This window comes from Bdellovibrio bacteriovorus, from assembly GCF_025558485.1.
Taxonomy (GTDB): Bacteria; Bdellovibrionota; Bdellovibrionia; order Bdellovibrionales; family Bdellovibrionaceae; genus Bdellovibrio; species Bdellovibrio bacteriovorus_G.
The window spans coordinates 1,235,685-1,256,540 of sequence record NZ_CP102930.1 but is presented as its reverse complement, the minus strand read 5'-3'; the positions used below and the strand labels follow the sequence as shown (position 1 = coordinate 1,256,540).

At 48.8% G+C, this 20,856-nt stretch carries 20 protein-coding genes; 16 read left to right on the top strand and 4 right to left on the bottom strand.

The genetic code is table 11. The annotated features are described in order from the left end of the window. Positions 1-74: 74 nt before the first annotated feature. Positions 75-1,445, top strand: a complete 1,371-nt coding sequence (locus EZJ49_RS06325) for an energy transducer TonB (RefSeq protein WP_262555277.1) — start codon at positions 75-77, stop codon at positions 1,443-1,445. A 92-nt stretch (positions 1,446-1,537) separates the two neighbouring features. On the opposite strand, the gene EZJ49_RS06320 is transcribed toward EZJ49_RS06325, so the two are convergent. Together EZJ49_RS06320 and EZJ49_RS06315 are read right to left on the bottom strand one after the other, a co-directional pair. Continuing rightward, positions 1,538-1,666, bottom strand: a complete 129-nt coding sequence (locus EZJ49_RS06320) for a hypothetical protein (RefSeq protein ID WP_262555276.1) — start codon at positions 1,664-1,666, stop codon at positions 1,538-1,540. A 37-nt stretch (positions 1,667-1,703) separates the two neighbouring features. Then, positions 1,704-2,528, bottom strand: a complete 825-nt coding sequence (locus EZJ49_RS06315) for a hypothetical protein (RefSeq protein ID WP_262555275.1) — start codon at positions 2,526-2,528, stop codon at positions 1,704-1,706. Here EZJ49_RS06315 and EZJ49_RS06310 point away from each other — a divergent pair. Further along, a complete protein-coding gene (locus tag EZJ49_RS06310; RefSeq protein WP_262555274.1) occupies positions 2,527-3,633 on the top strand; it encodes a M23 family metallopeptidase in 1,107 nt (368 codons plus the stop codon). The genes EZJ49_RS06315 and EZJ49_RS06310 overlap by 2 nt on opposite strands. Here the strand turns inward: EZJ49_RS06310 and EZJ49_RS06305 are convergent. Continuing rightward, positions 3,630-4,886 (bottom strand): hypothetical protein, encoded by a 1,257-nt coding sequence (locus EZJ49_RS06305; RefSeq protein WP_262555273.1) that lies wholly within the window; start codon positions 4,884-4,886, stop codon positions 3,630-3,632. The genes EZJ49_RS06310 and EZJ49_RS06305 overlap by 4 nt on opposite strands. 130 nt (positions 4,887-5,016) lie before the next feature. On the opposite strand from EZJ49_RS06305, the gene galU reads away from it, so the two are divergent. Genes galU through EZJ49_RS06280 form a run of 5 tightly spaced genes read left to right on the top strand, consistent with a single transcriptional unit; the run spans position 5,017 to position 10,885 of the window. Further along, positions 5,017-5,901, top strand: coding sequence for a UTP--glucose-1-phosphate uridylyltransferase GalU (gene galU, locus EZJ49_RS06300; RefSeq protein ID WP_262555272.1), 885 nt, complete (start codon positions 5,017-5,019; stop codon positions 5,899-5,901). Between the two features lie 9 nt (positions 5,902-5,910). After that, positions 5,911-6,765 (top strand): hypothetical protein, encoded by an 855-nt coding sequence (locus EZJ49_RS06295; protein ID WP_262555271.1) that lies wholly within the window; start codon positions 5,911-5,913, stop codon positions 6,763-6,765. Beyond that, positions 6,762-8,810 (top strand): primosomal protein N', encoded by a 2,049-nt coding sequence (gene priA / locus EZJ49_RS06290; protein WP_262555270.1) that lies wholly within the window; start codon positions 6,762-6,764, stop codon positions 8,808-8,810. The genes EZJ49_RS06295 and priA overlap by 4 nt, the downstream gene beginning before the upstream one ends. Positions 8,811-8,851: 41 nt before the next feature. Continuing rightward, positions 8,852-9,688 carry a CFI-box-CTERM domain-containing protein gene (locus EZJ49_RS06285; protein WP_262555269.1) on the top strand — a complete coding sequence of 279 codons (837 nt, stop codon included), beginning with the start codon at positions 8,852-8,854 and terminating at the stop codon, positions 9,686-9,688. Positions 9,689-9,742: 54 nt separating this feature from the next. Next, positions 9,743-10,885, top strand: a complete 1,143-nt coding sequence (locus EZJ49_RS06280; RefSeq protein WP_262555268.1) for an NAD(P)/FAD-dependent oxidoreductase — start codon at positions 9,743-9,745, stop codon at positions 10,883-10,885. A gap of 51 nt (positions 10,886-10,936) precedes the next feature. Here EZJ49_RS06280 and EZJ49_RS06275 read toward each other — a convergent pair whose 3' ends face one another. Continuing rightward, a complete protein-coding gene (locus EZJ49_RS06275; protein WP_262555267.1) occupies positions 10,937-12,277 on the bottom strand; it encodes a sensor histidine kinase in 1,341 nt (446 codons plus the stop codon). A gap of 292 nt (positions 12,278-12,569) precedes the next feature. Here EZJ49_RS06275 and rpsB point away from each other — a divergent pair, with 292 nt between their 5' ends. The 9 genes from rpsB to EZJ49_RS06230 all read left to right on the top strand — a co-directional run bounded on the left by rpsB (position 12,570) and on the right by EZJ49_RS06230 (position 20,855). Next, complete coding sequence (gene rpsB / locus EZJ49_RS06270) at positions 12,570-13,511, top strand: 30S ribosomal protein S2 (RefSeq protein WP_262555266.1); 942 nt, start codon at positions 12,570-12,572, stop codon at positions 13,509-13,511. A 123-nt stretch (positions 13,512-13,634) separates the two neighbouring features. Further along, on the top strand, positions 13,635-14,564 hold the full coding sequence (gene tsf, locus EZJ49_RS06265; RefSeq protein ID WP_262555265.1) for a translation elongation factor Ts: 930 nt from the start codon (positions 13,635-13,637) through the stop codon (positions 14,562-14,564). 1 nt (position 14,565) lies between these two features. After that, complete coding sequence (gene pyrH / locus EZJ49_RS06260; protein WP_262555264.1) at positions 14,566-15,279, top strand: UMP kinase; 714 nt, start codon at positions 14,566-14,568, stop codon at positions 15,277-15,279. Between the two features lie 40 nt (positions 15,280-15,319). Continuing rightward, a complete protein-coding gene (gene frr, locus EZJ49_RS06255; RefSeq protein ID WP_262555263.1) occupies positions 15,320-15,880 on the top strand; it encodes a ribosome recycling factor in 561 nt (186 codons plus the stop codon). 15 nt (positions 15,881-15,895) lie between these two features. Further along, positions 15,896-16,627 carry an isoprenyl transferase gene (locus EZJ49_RS06250; protein ID WP_262555262.1) on the top strand — a complete coding sequence of 244 codons (732 nt, stop codon included), beginning with the start codon at positions 15,896-15,898 and terminating at the stop codon, positions 16,625-16,627. Continuing rightward, the gene (locus EZJ49_RS06245) at positions 16,599-17,432 is read left to right on the top strand and encodes a phosphatidate cytidylyltransferase (protein WP_262555261.1); all 834 of its coding nucleotides are present in this window, start codon (positions 16,599-16,601) and stop codon (positions 17,430-17,432) included. Before EZJ49_RS06250 ends, EZJ49_RS06245 begins: the two co-directional genes overlap by 29 nt. 76 nt (positions 17,433-17,508) lie before the next feature. Beyond that, positions 17,509-19,182 carry an RIP metalloprotease RseP gene (gene rseP / locus EZJ49_RS06240; RefSeq protein WP_262555260.1) on the top strand — a complete coding sequence of 558 codons (1,674 nt, stop codon included), beginning with the start codon at positions 17,509-17,511 and terminating at the stop codon, positions 19,180-19,182. Further along, the gene (tsaB, locus tag EZJ49_RS06235) at positions 19,179-19,883 is read left to right on the top strand and encodes a tRNA (adenosine(37)-N6)-threonylcarbamoyltransferase complex dimerization subunit type 1 TsaB (RefSeq protein WP_262555259.1); all 705 of its coding nucleotides are present in this window, start codon (positions 19,179-19,181) and stop codon (positions 19,881-19,883) included. The genes rseP and tsaB overlap by 4 nt, the downstream gene beginning before the upstream one ends. Positions 19,884-19,901: 18 nt before the next feature. Beyond that, on the top strand, positions 19,902-20,855 hold the full coding sequence (locus tag EZJ49_RS06230; RefSeq protein ID WP_262555258.1) for a P-loop NTPase: 954 nt from the start codon (positions 19,902-19,904) through the stop codon (positions 20,853-20,855). The last annotated feature ends 1 nt before the right edge of the window (position 20,856 follow it).

Genomic DNA, 20,856 nt, shown 5'->3' with positions numbered 1-20,856 from the left:
TGAACTGCAATCAGGGGCCTTTTTACATGGCCCGGGAATTGATAGTGCATCCTTGGATAGCACTAGGAGTTTCTATGGGTTTCAACTTCGAAAATGACAAGTCCAAGAATGACGATCAAATGAGTCTCTTTGACTTTCAAATGCCCAAAGCTGATTTCGCGAACTCTTCACAAAAGAGTTCCGCCGCCCAGCAATCGGCCATCGACTACGATGCATTTCTCCTGGCACACAGAGAACCTGAACAAAGTAAAACATCCCGCTTTCTGACTTTATCAGCCACTTTGCACGCGGCCATCATTCTGGTGGTTGCCATGATCACTGTTCCCTTGGTTGAGGAAGTTAAAACAGAAACGATCACCATCGAAATCGAAGATGTTCCAAAACCAAAAATCGCAGCTCGCGGAGCACGTGTTCCACCAACTCAGGGCGGCTTGCCTGTTGCCGCTGATACTCCACAAGTTGATAAGCTGGACGATGCCGGCAGCCCCGGTGATGTCGTGATTGCCAAACCAAAAGCGGCTTCTAAAACAGCGTCCAAAGCTGCGAAGAAAGCTCCGGCCAAGGCTGCAAAAGCCCCAGCCAAAGCACAAGCTGTTGCCGCTAAAGGTGGTCGCAGCATCGCTCCAAAAACGGAATTTAAAGCTGTTCCAATGACCATTGACGACATCGAGGCGCCAGAGCTGGATGAAGGAGCTTTGGCTAAACATGCTGTTGCCTCCAACATGAATGCGGATTTCAACGAAGACTTCGACAACATCGACAGCGCTCAAGGTGCTGCTGTTGATAGTGAAAGACGTTCCATGGATGCTTTGGCGGCGGCAATGGCCGCCGAACAGGATGAAAGCTTAAACGCACTGGACGCCGACAATCAGGCCGAAGCTGATAAGCTTGCAGCCATGCAAAATGAAATGCGCCAAAGAAATGCCAAAGCCATTTCGTCAGCTTTAGCCAATGAACGTGCGGCTGCTTTGGCCGCTGCTGCTGCCAAAGAAAAAGCTGCTCGCGATGCCGCTGCAAAACATGCTGGCTTAGGTGGCGAAGGCAATGGTCGTGGCATGGGTAAAGGTGCTGGCGCAGGAAACTCCGGCTCCCCAGGTCAGGGCACAGCTCTGGCTGGTGAACCCAATGGAGTTCGCAGTCTGGATCAACTTCGTCAGATGCCGGGCAATCCTCGCCCACGCTACGATCGTCAGGAGCGTCTGCGTGGTGATCAAGGGGCCGTGGTGTTCTATGCCTACATCACTAAAGAAGGCTACCCTCAGAAATTCCGCATGATGCAATCAACAGGATTTAGAAATCTGGATTCCAAAACACTGGCAGCCCTTAAAAAATGGCGCTTCTATCCAGGCCAACAGGGCTGGGTGGAGCTTCCATTCCGCTGGGACCTCAAAGGCGGAGCCATGGAAGATGGTGGCCTGCTGCGTCGAAATGTCGGTCGCCGCTAATCCCGGGACCGCTTCAAATCATGAAAATAAAAAAAGCCCAGGGACGTCTCCATGGGCTTTAACTTATCTAAATACTTAAAATCTTAAAGCAATTAGTCTTTGAAAAGAACTTTTGCAGATTTAGTAGTACCTTTAGTGCGAGAAGCAGCTTTACGCTTTTTACCGCTAGTCGCTTTTTTTCTTTCGCGAATATATTCAGTTTTTTGTGTTTTAGATGCCATTTTATTCCCCTAGGTTTTTAACGGAATGAGTTAGTTATCAAAATGGAATCCCCAAGTCAACTGAATGCCTGTAATCCCCAGACTCCTTGGGATTTCCTTCATAAGCGTAGTTCAAAGCGAATCTAGGGCCTTTAAAGCCCAATCCAGCCGTTATCAGCTCTCTGGAATCAGCCGTATTATTCATATAGCCCAGGCGACTGATAATAAATCTATTCACATATGTTTCTAGCCCCGCCATGAACTCGGACTCGGAAGTGGCATCGGCACGCATTCTGACAGTGCCTTTGTAGATATAATTAAAGCCCGCCCCCACAGAAGTCTTTCGACGCAGCTCTTTCGGAGCTGCCGTGTCCTCGCCAAGAACATTGTAAGCCACCAAACCCCAGCCAATATGCGGTTGCGGTGTGTAGATCAAACCAATATCCACGTTGGTCTGACGATACGACTGCTTGGGAAGTTTTTGTTCACGTTGATGGCCGGTGATGCCCATCGCCCACTTGTCGGTGGCAAATTCTGCAAGACTCAGCGTCAGATCACTTTCCTCCAGCTTACCCAAAGACAAATCCGATTTCTTCTGAACAAATCCCAATGCCGCAGGCATCATGCTGTCCTGAGTGTTGTCACTGAAAGCCACTGCAAATTGATTTTCCGCAAATGAGGAAAAGAGCTGGCGACCTCTTAAGTGCACCAAAGTTCCCGGATTCAAAAACGCCGCGTCTCCCGCTTCCACAGCCGCACGTCCAGTTCCGCCCGTCGCAGCGGAAATCGAGGAATTATAAACTTGGGCTGCTGCCGTGTTCACGATAAGATAAAAACAGAAAAAAACAGGAAGTTTAATAAAGCTCAAAGGATGGGGCATCATGAATTTTCACCTCGCAAGCATCGTGAGTGCATTTATATTAGCATTCACATCCTATCAATCGGCTAACGCCGGAGCCAACACTTTTACTGCAAAGCCTGTGCGTCTTGGCGACAATCTTATCTCCATCATGCGCCATCATGGCTTTTCTCAAAGCGAACGAGAATCCGTTATTGGCTCCAGCACCAAGTTACGAAATCTTTTTCTGACCCTGGATACACGCTATCTGGTGCGGGGCTCTGGCAAGGATATCGAACTTCGCATGTTTGATTCCCAAACTTCAGATGCCTTCCGCATCATCAAAAAATCCGGCCGGGTTCAGGCAATGCCCTACAATCCCTCTTACAAAATCAGCTATGCACGGGTGGAAGGGAAGATCTACGGTTCGGTACTGGGAAGTATCTTGGCAAAGATCAACAGCAATTGGGTGGCCACCCGATTCCTGGATGCCTATGCCTTTGATATCGCCCCCCGTGCCGTCAGCCGTGGCGCCGCTTTCTGGCTGGAAGTTGAAAAGCTGTACGATGCCGGTCAGTTTGTGAAATACGGAGAGGTTTTAAAGACTTCCCTGTCCATCAATGGCACCCCAGTTCAGAAAAAATTTGTACGCAACACCAAAGGTGGCGGTGTTTTCTTCGCCGCCGCAGACCTGCTGGAGGAAAAACCTTTTTATGCTCCGGTGGACTACATCAAAATCGCCAGTCGCTTTAAACCCAACCGTGTCCATCCGATCACCAAACGATTGCAGCCCCATCTGGGCATAGATTTCGAGCTGCCTGTGGGCGAACCGGTCTATGCTCCTCGCAAGGGCACTGTGGTTCGTTATGGCAGAAACCATGCTGCCGGAAATTACATCGTGCTCTTGCACAGCAACGGCATGGAGACGGCCTATAACCATCTTCATCGCATCGACAAAAGAATCCGTCAGGGTTTAAAGGTTTCTGCGGGGGAACGCATTGGTGAGGTGGGGTGCACTGGATACTGCACACGCGCCCATCTGCATTTTGCGGTAAAGAAAAAGGGTCGAATGGTTGACCCTATCAAGTACATCAAATCTTATCCGTCGCACATGGAAGCGATGCTGGAAAAGCGCGTCGCTCAGAACTAATCGCGGGTACAGACCGTCACGAACTGCATGCAGCGGCTGTTAGGTGTCGCTCCTGCAGGGTAGTTGCCGTTTTCGCGGAAACATGGCTTGGTAAGATCGTATTCCGTTACAGGATCACCGTTAACAGATTCCTCTTTGTAACAGGAAATCCCGCTGCGCGGGACCACACAGCCAGCAACCACATTCACATCCCATTGGTCTGAGCGCAAATGACGACGGGCAATTTCCATCTCACGGATGTAAGTCGCATTGCCCGCAATATCACTGTAGTTTTGTGCCGGGCAACGAAGAGCCGCATCTTCTTTTCTTACCACGCGGTACTTGCGACTGCAGTTCCAGGTCTTCGTCACCTGAGTCGGAGATTGCAGATCATATTCACTGACAGAAGCCAAAACATTCGCAGGATTGCTCGAGGCGGCACCGGCCGCAGGAGCCTGAGAAAATACAAAAGAGTAGCCTCTTCCATAAGCCGTTTTTGCCGGCATTGCTGAACTTGGAGAGCGAACATCGTAAATCTCTCCGTTATTCACCATATAGGTCAGACTCAAAACCGCTGAAGTCATAAACTGCAGGCGATAAGCTTCCGCCAAAGTCTCACTGGTATTCATGCTCATCGAAGCTTCCATGATTCGCGATTCCGGAGAGAATGGGAAATAGTTTGCCGTGACACCTTTTTGCGCAAAGGCATCCATCACCAAAGAATCCGTCAGCGGAGCCACCAATGGAATAACATCCGTCCAAAGAGTCAGTTTGCCAGTAGCCGTAAAAACACTGGCCAGATTGCTGCGCTCACGAATCGCCATTGTGGCAACAGCCCCGTTGTTTGCCGGAGAATCCGCCAGATAGTCCTTGTACTGATTTTCAGTCAGGCTGGTTTCAGGATAAACAGGTTTGAAGTTGGAATCAGCGTAGTCAAAGAATTCATTTTTTATCTTAATACCACCGGAGGAATAAGCGCCGGCCTTCAGGGTGAAGTAAGCAGGCACGTTACGCAGGTGGGTCTCTGCACAGGAATTATATGTGATCGTGTCAAAACCGGCATCAAAAGCAAAAGGCATGGCAGAGACCTTGGCCCCATCCGTCGCTCCGTATTTTGCTGCCAGCTCTGCGTCAGACATTCCCAGATCAGCTTCACTCCCTAGATCCGAGTCGAAGCCCGCTTTACCGCAGTTTTGAAAGGACACTATAAGCACGAAGGAGGCAAGAATTCCGCCCGCCGCACGCCAGGTTGTCTTTTTAAAACGCACTTTCATGGAATCTCCCCTAATATCTAGACTACCATTGTCTTTTCGGCAGATTGGCGAAAAACAGCAGTCTTTTTCATATTGAGACAGACCTCGTTAAGGCTTGTCTTAAAATGAAACGTTTGAGATTTTATTAGCTATGCAAAAAGTAAAAAAAGCCATTATTCCGGCTGCGGGTCTGGGAACACGCTTCCTCCCGGCCACCAAGACAGTTCCCAAAGAAATGCTGACTATCGTGGACGCGCCCATCATTCTTTATGTTGTCGAAGAAGCCGTTCAAGCCGGCATTGAAGACATCATCCTTATTGCCGGCCGTGGCAAACACGCCATCGAAGACTTCTTCGACACCTCTTATGAACTTGAAGACAAGCTGGCCAAAGACGGCAAGGAAAAGCTGTTGGAGCGAGTCACACGCATTCGCGATTCCGCCAACATTATCAGTATTCGTCAGAAGCAGGCCATGGGTTTGGGGCATGCCGTTCTTTGTGGACTGCCTATCGTTGGCAACGATCCGTTCGCGGTTTTACTGGGTGATGAAATCACCATGGGCTTCCACGGCGAGGCCAATGTGACATCTCAACTGGTCAGCTCTTTTGAAGAAACTGCCACGTCCACAATTTCTGTGATGAAAGTGGATGAAAAAGATGTTTCCAAGTACGGCATCGCCGAGGTGGAGGAAAAATCCACCGGGTTCTTTAAAGTCACCTCTTTGGTGGAAAAACCAAAACCACACGAAACCAACAGCCGCTGGGCTTTGCCCGGGCGCTACGTCTTTGACAATGCGATCATGGATATTCTGAAAAATGCCAAGCCGACTTTAAATGGCGAGATTCAACTGACTGACAGCATGAAAGTGCTATGTGCTCAGCATGGATTGAATGCCATGACGTTCTCGGCACAACGCTATGATGCCGGGGACAAGCTGGGTTATCTGCAAGCCAATATCGAACTGGCGTTGCAAAATCCTGAACTGAAGAAAGAACTCACATCTTACTTGCTCAACCTTGCAGGTCGCCTGCAATAAGGGGTTTTTATGAAAAAGATCGTTGCCACACTTGCCTTGTCCTTGCTCTGCCCGGCTTTGTCCTTGGCCTACATACTTCCGACACGCACGATTTTACAGAAAACCAGCGAAAATGCAGGTTCAGGAATCTACGCCATCGAACAGGAAGTTCAATTCACCACGGGTGAAGAAACCATCATGGTCAAGGAAACCTGGCTGGTGGACAGCGATCGCACCATGCGCCTGACGGTGACAGGCGGCAAAGATCTTCAGAGTTCTTTCAAGTTGCAGTTTCTGTATAACGGCGGCCAAAAATGGAGCATGGTTGACGGGCAAAGAAAAGGTGAAAAGCTACCTGAAGAATTTCTGGAGCGCTTCCTGAACATGCGAAATCCTGAAATCTTCGCCAATACGCTGGCGCACTTCAAGATTGTTCCGGTAAACGCCTTCCACAAAAAGCCTCTGCCAAAAGCAGCCGCCGAAATCAAAAACGATCCTGAAAGCTGGGTGCGTTTTTCTCGCACTGGCGGGGTTGTAAACTATGCTCTGGGCGTTGCCACCCCTGTGGATCAGGAAGCTGGCTCCCCGGGTATCTGGATTCAGCAGGACGAATTCGTCGTGCGCAAACTGCGCCTTCCGTCGCAAGTGGAGATGAGTGCCAATAACTACAACAATTTCGCACGCGGTCTTTCCTATCCCCGCTCCCGCACCATTCGCTGGGGCAACAACACTGTGACTATTCGCCTGATCAGCGCTTCGGCGCGCCCTCAGACCGCAGTGGCTTTGTTCCAACCTTCTTCTCTGGATACAAATCTTAAGTGGGATGGCATCAATGCCCTGCCAGCCAAAGACGTTGTGACGGAGTTCTACAAGAGGTTTAGATGAGTTCTGCGCAACTGTGGAGAGTGGCCGCCGATGCCCCTCTTCCAGAGGCTCTGACCTACAGTTCCGACCTGCCCCTGCAAAGAGGACAGCTGGTCACGGTTCCCTTGGGCCGGGGCGGACGTAAAGTTCACGGCCTTGTTCTGGGACCCACCACTGAAGTTCCTGAATTTGAAGTCAAAGCCGTTGATTCCATTGTTGAAGAATACGCCCCGCTGCCAGAGCCCTACGTAAAGTGGCTGGAGTGGCTGGCGCAGTATTATCTTCATCCTGTGGGACAAGTGGTGCCGTCTGCTTTTCCTCCGTTGCGCAAATCAGAAAAGCAGCGCCAGTCCAAACGCCCCCCGGTCATTCCACAGCTGGATGCCGATTCCGCTTTGGATCTGACACCTGAACAAAAAACCTGTTTTGAAAGTATCGCCCAGCATTCGCAATTTTCCACACATCTGCTTTTCGGTGTGACCGGGTCAGGAAAGACCGAAGTTTATCTGCGTCTTTTGGACAAGGTTCTGGCCGAAGGAAAGCGCGGCGTGGTGCTGGTACCGGAGATATCTTTAACGCCGCAGCTGATTCAGCGTTTTGCCCGCCGCTTTGGCGACAAGATCGCGGCCCTGCATTCGCAACTGACAGATCGTGAACGAACCAACCAATGGTGGGATATTGTCGAAGGCCGCAAATCCATTCTGATCGGAGCACGCTCTGCGCTTTTCTGCCCGATTGATAATCTGGGCCTGATCATTGTCGATGAAGAGCATGAACCCAGCTTTAAACAGGATGAAAAACTAAAATACAACGGTCGTGACGCCGCTGTGATGCTGGGAAAACTGATGAACTGTCCCGTGGTGTTGGGATCTGCCACACCCAGTCTGGAAACCTGGAAAAATGCTCTTGAGGGAAAATATCACCTGCATCGTCTGACCCGTCGTGTGGCCAATCGGGCCCTGCCGGAAATCGAAGTGATCGACCTGCGTCGCCTGAAAGACGATGACGAGGAAAAGCAAAAGCTTATTACAAAGTATTCGCATCTGCCATTCTGGCTAAGCCCCGCGCTGTACGAACGCATGCACGAGGTTTTGGAACGAGGAGACCAGGCCGCGCTTTTCCTGAATCGTCGCGGAATTGCACAGATGGTGGTGTGCCCGTCCTGCGGTCACACACGAGAGTGTCCAAACTGTGATATCTCCCTGACGTTGCATGCACATTCGCATTTGATTTGTCATTATTGTGATTATCACGAAAACTTCAAAACCAAATGCCCCGACTGTCAGGAAGGACAACTGGAGGCGATTGGACTTGGAACAGAGTTGCTGGAAACAGACCTGACTCGCTTGTTCCCCGGAAAAAATATTGCCCGTGCGGACCGCGACGAAATCCAAAGCCGTGCAGACCTGGAAGATCTGATTGGCAAAATGGAAACTGGCGAAATTGATATTTTGGTCGGAACACAGATGATCGCCAAGGGACTGGATTTCCCAAAGTTGAAACTGGTCGGATTGGTGCTGGCCGATGTGGGCTTCAATCTGCCTGACTTCCGCGCCACTGAACGAAGTTTTCAACTTATCACTCAGATGAGTGGCCGTGCCGGAAGACATATCAAAGAAGGTGAAAGCCCCGGACTTGTCATCATTCAGACCTTCAACACGGAGCACGACAGTATCACGTTCGCCAAAACACATGACTTTGAAGGTTTTGCCGCGCACGAGCTGGAAATTCGTGGTGCACTCAACTATCCCCCGATGGGACGTTTGGTAAGCTTCCGCATCCAAGGCACTAAACTGGGGATTGTGGAAGAAACAGCCCGACTTTTAGCCAGAAGAGCCCATGCACTAAAGGCACAATTTCCCCAGCAGTACGGAGCTATCGAAGTCCTGGGTCCAGCCGAAGCGGCGCTTTCAAAATTACGAGGCCAGTTCCGTTATCATCTGCTGATTAAAAGCACCCAGCCCGCGGCCGCAAATCCCTTTTCAAGACAGTTGCTGGGGGATCAAGAGTGGGTGCCATCCGGAATTAAAATATTAATCGATATTGATCCAATGAGTTTGCTTTAATCCCACGCCTTAACCTAAAATCAGAGGTTAAGGACCGATCAATGATTCAATGCCCTCGCTGCGGAATACAAGTTACTGAATTGCACCCGGTGGACCCGGAGCTTATTGCCAAGCTTCAAGCCGCTGGCGAAAGCAATTTGCCTCCGCAAGTCTGTGCAGGTTGCATTTCTGATTTGAAGCGCACGGTTGCCACCAGCAGTGGCGGCGTTTTGATGCAGCAGGAGCGTGCACGCGAACAACATCGCCTGCAATTATGGAAAAGCCGTGTGATGCTTATTAAAAAAGCGCGCATGTGCATGACTCAGAAACTTTATTCTGAGGCGGCGATTTCTTATGAAAAGTATCTGAAGATTCTGGATATCGTTTTTGATATCAAAAAAGGTGACGTCCTGAAGCCGGAAGCCTTCAAGGAAAGCGCGCGCACGACAGAGCTGACCGTGGTGGCGTCAGTGTACTGGGATCTGATGCGTATTTACGATACACATGAAAAGTATCAGGATCGCATGATGAAAGCAGCCAAGCAGCTTTCCATGTTTATCCAGTTCACACCGATTTATCCGGATATTATTCGCAAAGCCGAATCTTTCCAAAAAACGGCGCGCAATCCGCATATCGTAAAACAGTTTTTGAAGATGTCCGACAAAGAACGTCCACGTTGCTTTATTGCCACGTCGGCTTTTGAAGACCCCCGCTCCAGCGAAGTGATGGCTTTGCGTGCTTTCCGCGACCTGAAACTGCGCAATCACAATTGGGGCAGAAAGTTCATTGCGACCTACTATCGGTACTCGCCTCATATTGCATGCTTACTCGATAAGCATGCGTGGCTCAAACCCTCAGTCAGAGCCGCTCTCCGCGCTTTGATTAAATGCGTTAGCTAAGATTTCGTCCGTTTGACGCTTGCAAAGAGTCTTCCTTTTGAGGAAGGTTAAGGCATGGCTCATATCTACGATTACGCAATTATTGGCAGTGGACTTACAGGACTTAGCATCGCAGCGGCACTTAGCCGTGAAACCAAGAACATCGCTCTGATCGAAGCAGCTGATGTTCCATTTGGGGTAAACAGGAAAGTGAATTTCCCGACGGGTCCGATGAACAACGGACTTCGCTTTGTTCCGGATTCTGTTTCCGCCGAAAAAGCCCTGCGCTTTTTGTCCAATCTGATCAATGTTGAAGTCGTGCAGGATGCCTGCGAAGAATCCCCGATCACTTACGAGGGCGGCAACTTCAAGCCCTTCCTGGGGTTCGGCGACACTCCTCCGGCGTTCTACGAAGAATTCAGCTACTTTACTGGCAGCAAACGCCTGAATCTGGCTGCGGAGCCATTCCAGTGGACTCAGATGCTGTTTGAAAAATTCCAGGGCGACTTCCTGCCACGCTCTTATGTGACTAAATTCCATCAGGAAGGCGAACGCGTCAGCCATATCACTATTAACGGTTCTAAAACTTTGCATGCGCAGAACTTTATTTTTGCAGGCACAGTGAAGGATCTGTCTTTGCTTCTGCCGGAAGATGCGATTTCCATCCGCGCCCGCACCAAACTTGCTAAAAACACCTACTGGACAGCTTTGTGTCTGGATATCTGCCACGCCAAACCTGTGACAGATTCCACAGCCATGCATGTTCTTAACGGCACGACACAGGATGAAATCGGTCCGTGCGTTGGTAAATTCCATGCACCGGTCGAAACCGAGGGCGAAACCCTGCAGGCGTCCCAGTGGATGACCTTCATTGAACAGGAAGTCACTGAAGACAGCGAAGTTGTGGGTATGGCACTGAAAAAAATCAAACGCCAGATCAAACGCGCTTATCCGGAAGCGCTGGACAACCTGAAACTGGAAAGAATTTTTGTCGCTCCTATCATCGCTGGAAATGGCGACATCAAGCTGAGTGCCAATATGACCATGCCAGAATTGGAAAATCTGTGGATTGCTTCAGCCACAGTGAATGATCAAAAAAATCTGCTGGGATCTTTATTGCAGGCAGAAATGATCGTGGCTTCCCTGGGCTTTAAAGTGGAAGCTTCTGAAGAAACTTCCGCCCCACCGGAAGAAACACTGCCTGAAGCGGCTTTGTAAGATTTTTAAAAAATATTTTCTGGAAAACCCGAAGCCACCCTTCGGGTTTTTTTATGCCTCATCCAGAGGAAGCGTGAACGAAAAGACCGTGCCCTCACCGACTTTGCTGTCCACCACGATATTTCCACCCATCAGCTCAACCAGATTCTTACAAATCATAAGACCCAGCCCCGAACCACCATGGGTGCGCGACACGGTGGCGTCCTCCTGAACAAAACTTCTAAAAAGTTTCCCCATATTTTCTTTTCGGATGCCACGGCCCGTGTCCCGAATCGCCCAGTGATAGCGGGATTCCACCAAAGGATCGCGGTGCAGACTGATGCGAATGAAACCTTTGTCGGTGAACTTCACCGCGTTCCCCACCAGATTCATTAAGATCTGTCGCAGGCGGTGCGAATCCCCCAGTGCGAAATGCGGAATTCCATCTTCAACCTCCACATGCAGTTGCAGACCTTTTTCCTGACATTTTACTGCGAAAATTCTGTGGATATCTTTGTGGAGTTCCTTGATATCGAAGCGATGACGGTCAATTTGCAAAAGCCCGTTTTCTATCTTTGAAATATCCAGAACATCATTGATCAAATGTAACAGCGAATCCGAACAGCGATAAATGGTGCCGACATACCCCTGCTGTTCTTCATCCAGCGGAGTGTCCTTCAGAATATCTGCAAAGCCGATAATACTGTTTAACGGTGTGCGGATTTCGTGGCTCATATTGCTTAAGAAGGTCGATTTGATAGAAGAAAGTTGCAAGGCTTCTTCACGGGCTTTTATCAGCTGAAACTTTGAATACGCCATTTCCTGCAATTCAATCCGGATGCGCTCAATACCGATGAACAGGATAATGTCCTCGATGATGATCCACATGCTGTGTTCAATCCATCTCCACTGGGCATGTTCCTCCTGTCCATACAGGGACATCGGCAGCAGGCACCCACGCAGAATGTGATCCGCAATCACTATAAATGAGGCCAGCCCCAAAATCCCCACATCCTTATAAAAGGCCAGGGCGGCCAGAGAAACAAACACATGGAAGTGCGATTCGATCCGTCCCCCGGACAAATATATAAAGAGAATCGAAAAACACATCTGAGAGGCCGCCACCAGATAACGGGTGAGTTTTTCCCCCGGAAAAACATGGATGCAATAAACAGCAGGCAGACTGAACAGGCCCCCGAAGATCAGACCCACCAAAGCGTTTTCAATAGCCCCGCTAAAAGACCCAACCCACGTCGAGGGAGTCACCGCGATGCCCACCAATATAGATACAAACCATTGAATTAAAAGGAGAATCAGGAAACCGCGATCCACACGGATATGGATTTCTCGGGACTGCTGCTCGAAGATTTTTTGCACTTCGGGGTGATTGCGCTCACCATCTGACTGTTTCATTTCCCACCACTTACGTTCTTCATTAGGGATCTGTCGTACCTTACCTATCGGTCATGACTCGATGTATCTAAACAATTTTTAATGATTACCGGAAACTGTAACGAAAGCGTCTCAAAAAGGTTCTGCAAAGACTGCTTGCGGTCGATGGCGCCGTGTGATATCCCGAGAGTCCAACAATAAGCACTCACAGGCATTAACTGGTCCCCCAAGTACTGAAAAAGGGGGTCTTCCGGCGAAACAAAAAAAGCTGGCTCTACCTGCGAGGACGTTTAACCAGAAAGGAAGTACTACCATGGCACAAGTGACCATGAAAGAAATGCTAGACGCTGGCGTCCACTTCGGACATCAAACACAGCGTTGGAATCCAAAGATGAAACCTTACGTTTACACAGCTCGCGGCGGTATCCATATTATCGACCTGCAAAAAACTGTTGTACGCGCTAACAAAGCTGCTGAGTTCGTAAAAGAAATCGCTGCTAACGGTGGTCGTTTGATCTTCGTTGGAACTAAAAAGCAAGCTATCGAACCAATCCAGGAAGCTGCTGCAAAATGCGGTCAATACCACGTTACTAAGCGTTGGTTGGGTGGCATGATGACGAATTTCGAAACGATCAAATCTTCTATCGATCGTCTTCGTAAAATCGACACCATGAAAGAAAAAGGTGAATTCAACTACCTTACTAAGAAAGAGCGCGCGAAGCTTGAAAAAGAATACCTTCGCCTGACTGATTTCCTAGCTGGTATCCGTGACATGAAAGAAATGCCATCTGCAATGTTCGTAGTGGATCTTCCAAAAGAACACATCGCAGTTGCCGAAGCAAAACGTCTTGGTATCCCAGTGGTTGGTATCGCTGATACAAACTCTGATCCAGAGTCCATCGAACACGCGATCCCAGGAAACGACGATGCTATCCGTTCTATCAAGTTGTTCGCTAACTTGATCGCCGATGCTTACCTTGAAGGTGCTAAAGAGTGGGAAGGTAAACTTCGCACTATGACTGACAAACAATCTGATGTTGCTAAAGAAGCAAAAGCAGATGGTAAAGAAGAAGCTCCTAAGCGTCGTGGCGCTCCAAAAGCCGGTGCAAAAGAAGCTCCTAAAAAAGCTGCTGGCCCAGCGGTTGTTAAAGCCACTAAATCTCGTAAACTTGTTGCTGCTGGTACAGCGGAAGAAGTTGAGATTCAAGCTGAGCTTGAACAAGGTCAGTCATCAACTGATGAGTCTGCAGAGTAATCTACAGACATCGCGAAGAAGGGTGGCCCAGCCACCCTTTCTTTTGTCCCCCATGTATTAAAAACTTAATTTATCTTGTTGTTCCCGGCCGCCGGGAGGCAAAAAAACTAAGGAGTCTTCCTAATGTCTATTTCCGCTACTCTTGTAAAAGAACTTAGAGAAAAAACCAGCGCAGGTATGATGGATTGCAAAAAAGCGCTTGAAGCAACTGCTGGCGATTTTGAAGCTGCCGTTGAATGGTTGCGCGTAAAAGGTCTTTCCTCTGCCGCTAAAAAAGCTGACCGCGTTGCTGCCGAAGGCACTGTCTTCGCTCAAACTGCTGGTAACACAGCTGTTATCATGGAAATCAACTCTGAAACTGACTTCGTTGCTCGTAACGAAGGTTTCAAAGGTTTGGTTCTTGATGTTGCTCACCACATGTTGAACGCAGTAAACGCTGCTGGCGACATTCTGGAGCAGGCTTTCCACAAAAACCCAACTAAAAAAGTTGGCGACATGTTGAAAGAAGCTATCGCGACTATCGGTGAAAACATCGTTATCCGTCGTTTCGAAAAATACACTGCAACTGCAAACACAGTGGTTCACACTTACATCCACGGTGAAGGCAAAATCGGCGTTATGATCGAAGTTGCTGCTTCCAAACCAGAAGCAACAAACGCTCCAGAGTTGAAAACTTTCGCTCAAGACGTTGCTTTGCACATCGCTGCGATGAACCCAATGGCTATTTCTTCTGCTGAAATCCCAGCTGATGTTGTTGCTAAGGAAAAAGAAATCCTGACTGCGAAAAATCTTGAGTCCGGCAAAAAACCAGAAATGATCGAAAAGATCGTTGAAGGCCAAATCCGCAAGTTCCTGGCAGAAAACTGCCTGGTTGATCAACCATTCGTGAAAAATCCAGACTTGAAAATTTCTGATCTGGCTAAAGAAATTGGCAAACAAGTTGGTGCTGATGTGTCTGTGAAACGTTTTGTACGTTATGAACTGGGCGCTGGTATCGAGAAAAAGGTCAATGACTTCGCAGCTGAAGTTGCTGCTCAGATGAAAGGACACTAGTTTGAAAGAGCCTGTTTATAAGCGTATTTTGCTAAAACTAAGTGGTGAAGCCCTGGCTGGAAAGCAAGGGACTGGTATCAATACTGCGACGATCACACAGATTGCGCAGGACGTGGCAGAGGCTTACAAAGCAGGCGTTCAAATCGGTCTGGTCATCGGTGGCGGTAACATCTATCGTGGTGTTGCCGCTTCGGCTGAGGGCATGGATCGCGCAAGTGCTGACTATATGGGTATGCTTGCGACTTGTATCAATGCTCTGGCTCTTCAGGACGCCTTGGAAAAACAAGGCGTTCCAACCCGCGTACAGACAGCCATAGAAATGGCTGAAATCGCGGAACCTTATATTCGTCGTAAAGCCATCCGCCACCTTGAAAAAGGTCGTATCGTGATCTTCGGTGCTGGCACCGGAAATCCATTCTTCACTACTGATACGGCGGCTTCCCTTCGTGCCATGGAGATCAACGCTCAAGTGATCATGAAGGCCACCAAAGTGGACGGCATCTATGACAAAGACCCTGCTAAACACGCTGACGCGAAGAAATTCGACAAGATCAGCTACATCGACGTGTTGAACCGCGGACTTCAGGTGATGGACTCCACGGCAATCAGCATGTGCATGGACAACAAACTTCCTATTATCACTTTTGACCTGACTCAGCCTGGAAACATTCTGAAGGCAGTTCAGGGTGAAATCATCGGTACACTGGTACATTAATCGCGCCCACAAGACGTGAAAACGGATTAAGGAGACAACTATGGCAATCGCTGATGTTAAAAAGAACGCACAAGCAAAAATGGAAAAGACTTTGAATGCTTTGTCTGATGAACTTAAAAAAGTTCGTACAGGCCGTGCTCAGGTTTCCATGTTGGACGGTATCCGTGTAAATTACTACGGAACTCCATCCCCACTATCTCAGGTGGCATCTATTTCCACTCCGGATGCAAAATCCTTCCTGATTGCACCTTGGGAAGTGGCTATTCTTAAAGATATTGAACAAGCTATCATCAAGTCTGAACTGGGTATGGCCCCAATGAACGACGGTAAAGTGATCCGCTTGAAGGTTCCTGATCTGACCGAAGAGCGCCGTAAAGACCTGGCGAAACAAGTTAAGAAAATCGCTGAAGAAGCTCGCGTGGCTGTTCGCATGGCTCGTCGTGATGCCAACGATGAAGTTAAAAAACTTCAAAAAGACAAAGCCGTCAGTGAAGACGAAGGCAAAAAAGCCGAAGCGGACATCCAAAAAGTAACTGATGATTTCATCAAAAAAGTGGATCAAGTTGCTGACGAAAAAGAAAAATCGATCTTGACGATCTAATCTTCAGGACCCGACGTGAGTTTGCCTAAGCATATTGCTATTATTATGGACGGAAACGGGCGCTGGGCTCAGCTCAAGCGTCGTCCGCGCACGTTCGGACATATCAAGGGAACTCGTGTCGCCAAAAAGATCATCACGGCGTGTTCACGCCGTGGGATCAAGAATCTGACTCTCTATGCTTTCAGCACCGAAAACTGGTTCCGCCCCCAGGATGAAGTCAGTCTGTTGATGCTGATCCTGCGTCGTTATCTAAAACGTGAAACTGAAAATCTGGTAAAAGAAAACATCCGCTTCTCTGTCATCGGGGATTTGTCCCGCATTCCTCTGGATGTTGCCAATGCCATCGAAAAATCCATCGAAGCCACAGCTCAATGCACAGGTTTAAATCTTGTCTTTGCCTTGAGCTATGGCTCTCGCCAGGAAATTACTCAGGCTGTGCGCGAATTGGCGGAAAAAGTCGCTGCCGGGGATCTTTCTCCCGCAGAAATTGACGAATCCATGATCAATTCATCCCTGAGCACTTTCCCCACTCCGGACCCGGATCTCATTATTCGCACCAGTGGCGAACAACGACTTTCCAATTTCCTGCTTTGGCAAGCTGCCTACTCAGAGTTCTATTTTACAGAAACTCTGTGGCCTAACTTCACCGAGTCTCACCTTGACGAAGCTTTGCAGGCCTTCGCAATGAGACAACGCCGTTTCGGCAAGGTCTCAGTAAATGACAACGTGGAAAAGCTTTCTAACTAGAGCCGTCTCAGCCCTTATTGCCCTGGCCCTTATCATCGGACTTTATGTATCGATGGGAATTAACGGCTTGAAAATAGCGGTTGGTTTTATCGTCGTGGTCGGCACTTGGGAACTGATGGGCATTCTTTTTCATCGGGAAAAGTCCGTCTTTCTAAAATTCCTTTTCATGACAATGACGCTGGCCGTGTTTGCCGCATCTATCACTTCGCTAAGCACAGGTTCCATCATTTATGCGATTGCCACCATCGTGATGATCATCGCAGTCCTTCTGAGTTCTCACAAGGAAGGCAACCTGGAATTCATGGCATCCTTCCATGCCAAATCCGCCTTGGGCCTTTTCTATATGGGGCTTTTGCCTTCGTTTGCATTCCGTTTACTGGATCAGTCTTATGGCCTTTCCTGGTTTATCTTCCTGCTGGCAGTTGTTTTCGCCGGTGATACGCTGGCTTATGTTTTTGGTGTGCTGTTTGGCAAAACTAAAATCATGCCTTCAGTTTCTCCGAAAAAATCATGGCAGGGTTCCGTTGGAGGCATCGTCGGATCTGTTCTGGCGGGTCTGGTTTGCTGGTTGTTTTTATTCCCGGAACACAGACTTCCGATGTTCCTGGTGCTGGGCGGCCTTTCAGGCTTTGTCGGTCAATTCGGAGACTTCTTCGAATCTCTGCTAAAACGTGTGGCTGACGTCAAAGATTCCGGCAAAATCATGCCGGGCCATGGCGGTGTCCTGGATCGAGTCGATGGCGTCCTGTTCGCAAGTCCTGTTGTTCTGGCAGGAGTTCTGATTCTCTCTCATCTTTTGTCTTAAGAGAAACGTCGAGCCACGGGGAAGAATTCCCTTAATTTTCTACCCCTTAATCCCGGCCTCCCTTTAGAATGGGGGAATGGATATTTTCTCATTCTTACAATCAGGTCTTTCCGCAATCGTTCCTTTTGTCATCCTGCTCGGAATCCTTATTTTTGTTCACGAGTTAGGTCACTTCCTGGTCGCGCGCTGGTGTGGAGTGCGTGTTGAAGTTTTCAGTCTGGGGTTTGGTAAAAAACTGCTGACTTATAAACGCGGAGACACCACTTACGCCCTTTCCCTGATTCCACTGGGTGGATACGTAAAAATGTTCGGCGAACAAAATGGCGATGGAATTTCTGAAGAGGACAAAAAGGTCTCTTTCACGCACAAAAACGTATGGCAGCGTATTGCTATCGTTCTGGCCGGTCCATTGATGAACTTCTTCTTTGCGATTCTGGTCTTCTTCGTAGTGGCCCTGATCGGCGAAGATGCAAAAACTCCGGTCCTGGGTGATGTGGCTGTGAATTCTCCGGCTTATACTGCGGGCTTCCGCTCTGGCGACCAGATCGTCACCATCAATCAAAAGCCCATCACAACCTGGGAAGATGTTCAGCGCACACTCAGCCTGAAAGAAAGCCACGACCTGCATCTGGATGTGGAAGTAAAACGCGAAAATACAGGCGAAGCAGCCAGCATTTCTGTCACAGCCAAGCCTGAGGCAAATCCCAATGTGCTTTCCAGCTTCGATTATGTTGCCAATGTCGAGGGGATTTCCCCTTACTCCACCGGCACCACCATTGGTGTGATGGAAAAATCGCCATTGCATGCCTTGGGTCTGCGCACAGGTGACAGTATCACCAGTATTAATGGCACGAAAGTTTCTTACTGGAGACAGCTTGATTCCACTTTGGAAAAAGCAAACGCAAAAGAGCCTTTAACGTTAGAGGTTTTAGGTCAGCGTGAAGGTGACAAAACGGAAAAGACCCTCACAATCACCATGGCACCGATGGCTTCTATCAAAGCATTCTCGTTGCAAAGTCTGGGGTTGGAAAGTTCAGAGCTTTATTTGGCACGCGTGCTGGATGGCTCCCCGGCTCAGGCTGCGGGGTTGCGCCCGGGTGATCGTTTGGTAAAGATCAACCAGGTCACTTTGCTAAAATGGGAAGATGTTCTGAACAACATCAAGTCCTTTGATGGCCAAAAACCAGTGGCCTTGTCCGTGGTGCGTGACGGAAAGACTATTGATCTTGAAATCACACCGAAGATGACCAAGCAGATGACCGCCGCAGGTGCAGAGGAAAAACGCTACACCATCGGCATTTCCCCAATGGCGAATATCGCAATGCCAGAACTGATGACACTGCGTTCATCCAATCCGGTGGATGCTTTGATTCGCGGGACAGAAAAAACCTGGGAAGTTTCCGTCATGACGGTGATGAGCTTCGTGCGTTTGTTCCAGGCCAAGATTTCCCCGAAAAATATCGGCGGCGTGATCTCTATCGGTCAGGCAGCCAGCGAAACTTTTAAAATCGGCATTACTCAGTTCCTACAGATGATGGCGATTATTTCTGTGAATCTGTTTATTCTGAATCTGCTTCCGGTTCCGGTACTGGATGGTGGTCACTTGGTGTTCTATGTGATCGAACTGGTCAAAGGAGCGCCGTTAAGCATCAGAAAAATGGAGATCGCACAGCAAGTCGGTCTGGCCATCCTGATGAGTCTTATGATATTTGCTCTGTTTAACGACTTCACACGTTTACTGGGCCTATGAAAATACTAGCTATGGAAACCAGCACCGCTGTCGGCGGTGTTGCGGTTATTGTTGATGGAAAAGTCATTGCAGAAGAAACCACTCTGCGCCAGAAAACCCATAGCGAAATCATCAGTCCTTTCACTGAAAGCTGCCTGACTGAAGCCGGACTTCGGCTGGAAGACATTGATGCCTTTGCCGTTGGGCAGGGGCCGGGCAGCTTTACAGGCATTCGCGTTGCCGCCAACGCCGGAAAAACCTTTGCCTACAGCTTCAATAAACCCATGGTGACCATTGATTCGCTGGTCTTGCTGGCGGAAAGAGCCCGCGGGTCTGACAAGCCGGTTTTATCGATCATCAATGCCTACAAAAACATGGTGTACTTGGGTCTTTTCGACATGAGTGGTCCGGAACCACGTTACTTAAAAGGTCCAGCAGCCATTCCAGTCCGTGAACTTTCCCAACATATCAATCAAGAGGTCCTGGTTGTCGGAGACGGCTGGGAAGCCTACAACGAATACTTCCCCGAAACCTTGCGCAGTCTGATGCACAGAAGCTCTGAACTTCCCGACTATCCGCTGGCATCCACCTTGGGTCTGATGGCGGAAAAAAGAGTGCAAAGCGGTCAAACTTTGGACTGGAAATCGTTTATTCCTCTTTATATTCGCGCCTCTGAAGCCGAAGAGACAAAAAAAGGGATTCTTATCACCCCACTGAAATAGCAAAAAGAGGATGCATCCATGGATCAGGCTGTATTGGACTTTAAAACTTCTCGCGAAAACAAAGAACAAGACACAAAGCTATGGGTCGTTGCCTCCGGTAAAGGTGGAGTGGGAAAAACTTTTGTTTCCACCAGTCTGGGTATCACGCTTTCCAAACTGGGGCATTCCGTGGCAATCGTGGATTTGGATCTAAGTGGTTCCAATGTTCACACGGTACTGGGTCTGTCGCCTTCTCACATGAACATTCGTCATTACTTTGAAGGTGCCAAAACCCTGCAAGAACTGGTGATCCCGACTCCGTTCCCGCATCTTTCCTATGTTCAGGGATTCTGGGACTCCTGGACACCGACAGATTTTTCCTACACTCAAATTCAGAATCTGATTCCGGAACTAAAGAAGTTGCGCGCTGATTATGTCATTGTTGATATGGGTGCAGGCGCCTTGGAAGCTCATCTGGAGCTTTTTAAAGCCGCTGATGAAAAATTCCTGATCACGACTCCGGAGCCAACCAGTATTGAAAAAACCTATCGTTTTATTGAATCCTTCGTATGTCATTCTCTGAAAGCCAATGCGACTCCGGATGCTTATGGCAGCATGATTTCCACTTTGCGCAATCACCGTCAAAGAACTTTGGCAAAACCGTTTTCCTTCCGTTCTTATCTGAAGGATGCCTCGGGTATTCATTGCGACTTCTTTGAAGCACTTTCTTCAACACCTGTGCGTTTGATCGTGAACTCTTCCCGCAATCAGGCCAATGAAGAACTTGGTTTTTCCATGAAGAGTGTCTGCAACAAGTACTACGATTTGGGGATCGATTACGCGGGTTCGATTGATTACGACAATGCAGTGTGGCAGTCCGTGCGTGTAAGAGAACACGTTCTTGTGGCTCAACCATTTACTCCGCTGGCGGGACAATTTTTGGCTACCTGCAAACAACTTATTGCACCTGAGGAGCTTCGCGCCGTAGTATAAT